This is a genomic window from candidate division KSB1 bacterium (assembly GCA_022562085.1).
In the GTDB taxonomy this organism is placed as follows: Bacteria; Zhuqueibacterota; Zhuqueibacteria; order Oceanimicrobiales; family Oceanimicrobiaceae; genus Oceanimicrobium.
On the sequence record JADFPY010000492.1, the window covers coordinates 1 to 2,023 of the forward strand.

Here is a 2,023-nt window from a genome sequence, read left to right on the forward strand (position 1 = left end):
CGCATGTTCTCCGCCTGATCCGACAGGAAGTAGATTTTATCACCGGCCCAGGCAGGTTTGCCGTCGTTGGCGTGATTGTCGGTAATATTTTCGGCGGTATTGTTTCTCAGGTCATAAATGATGATATCCGAAGCCAGGCCGCCACGATAGCGCTTGAACGGATAGTTCTCGGTAATCTTGGTTATATAGGCCAGAAAATTGCCATCGGGTGAGTAGCTTGCCAATTCGCCGTAGGGGACCTTTAGCTTTTCGGGTAAACCGCCATCTTTACTTACCAAATAGAGCTGTCGGACGCGTCGCTGTCCACTTTCTCGATTTGAGGCAAATAAAATGTGCTTACCATCCGGGTGCCAATCGACCATCCGGTCGCTATGAGACTGGTAGGTAAGCCGAGTTGGCACACCGCCCAGGGCTGGCATTACATAGATATCCTGGTTGCCGTTGTAGCTGGCGGTGTATGCGATTGATTTGCCGTCCGGCGAAAAACGCGGCCAGGATTCCTCACCAGGCGAGTGGGTAACCTGGATCGCCGTCCCGCCGCTTTTGGCCATGACCCAGATATCGCCGCCATAAACAAAGGTGATTTGGGTATCTGATATATCCATATAGCGCATAAGTTTTGCACTAATCTGGCCATATGCGTTGTTGAAGAGAAATAAAGCGCTAAATAACAAGAGTATCTTTTTCATATTAACTCCTTACATTGATTAAAGTCTAGTCTAATAGGTGGGTTCATTTTTTTAACCCCCAGCAATTTACTGGCAATTTCTCAACTCGGCATGCTCAACAGCCGCGGGATTCTGGATAGACCATGGTGGAAGTACCAAGGATAGGAAACATGATATGGGCAGGGAACGGTCGCGACCGTTCCCTACAAACTACTGCACTTTCAAAACCACTAAGGTCACATCATCATGAAATTTGCCGGCCAAATCTTTGGCGGTTTCAAAAATGCCGTTTAACAGATCATCTGCAGTTTGATGCAGGTGGTTTCGAACATAAACTGCCAGTCTTTTTTCATCAAAGGTCTGGCCCTTCTGATTTTGTGCTTCCACCAAACCGTCGGTATAAAATACAAAAATATCACCGGAATTGAATGTAACGGACTCGGAAGTGTACCGTGGATCGTGGGTCAGACCGAGAGCCGGTCCGGTCGGGCAGAGCCATTCGACAGACGCGGTTTCGGCTTGCCACCAAAGCGGCGGATGATGCCCGGCGTTACTGTATTTTAGGGTTCGGGACTTTACATCAACAGCGGCCAGAAACAGCGAAATAAAGCGAATCAAATTCAAATTGTGCAGGAAAAAACTGTTAAGACGCCCGGCTAATAATTCAATTCCTTTGACCTGGGGACCCAGGATTCGCAAGGCGGCCTGCAAATTCGACATCAGCATGCTTGCCGGTAATCCCTTGTTCATGACATCGGCGATTACCAACCCCTGAGCTCCACTTTGGCAATTATAGAAGTCGTAATAATCACCGCCGACAATTCCTGCCGACTCTGTGCGGGCAGCCATCTCGATTCCCTGAAGCCTCGGCACTTTGCACGGCAGCAGATCTTTCTGCACTTGCGAAACCTGTTCAAGTTCGCTTTCGAGATTGCGCAGCTGCTCTTTGGAATAATGATCAAGGCATATACACTGGGTGAAATCGGCCGTCAAGCGATCTGTTTCAACCTCACCGTCACACTCCTGGCATTTTCCAAACTCGCCTGATTCAACTCGACCTAAGGCATTTTTAAGCTCGGAGATGAGTTGCTCTACATCGTCATCCGGACATCCGGCTAAATGCTTTTCTTTATGGGGTAAATCTGAATCAAGCCATTCTAACAATGCGTCCCGGTGGTTTTGTAAAGTGCTGCGAAAACGCTCTAAATCTTTAGTATCCATAGGGTCTCACCATTTTCAAAGACAAAAAAAAATAGCTTTAAAACTTGTGCTGATCAAGTTAATTTACGCGGGAGCAGGTAAAAAGTTTGGCCGGCATCTTTGCAGTGGCGGCTTTAAATGAATCGGTGTGAGTT

General features: G+C 47.7%; 2 protein-coding genes. Both read right to left on the minus strand.

Going from position 1 to position 2,023, the window contains the following annotated elements; all coding sequences use genetic code 11:
- Positions 1-689, minus strand: a 689-nt coding sequence (locus IH879_22645) for a PD40 domain-containing protein (protein ID MCH7677727.1), incomplete at its 3' end; no start/stop codon positions are given.
- 189 nt (positions 690-878) lie between these two features.
- Positions 879-1,889 carry a SpoIIE family protein phosphatase gene (locus IH879_22650; protein MCH7677728.1) on the minus strand — a complete coding sequence of 337 codons (1,011 nt, stop codon included), beginning with the start codon at positions 1,887-1,889 and terminating at the stop codon, positions 879-881.
- Positions 1,890-2,023: the final 134 nt, after the last annotated feature.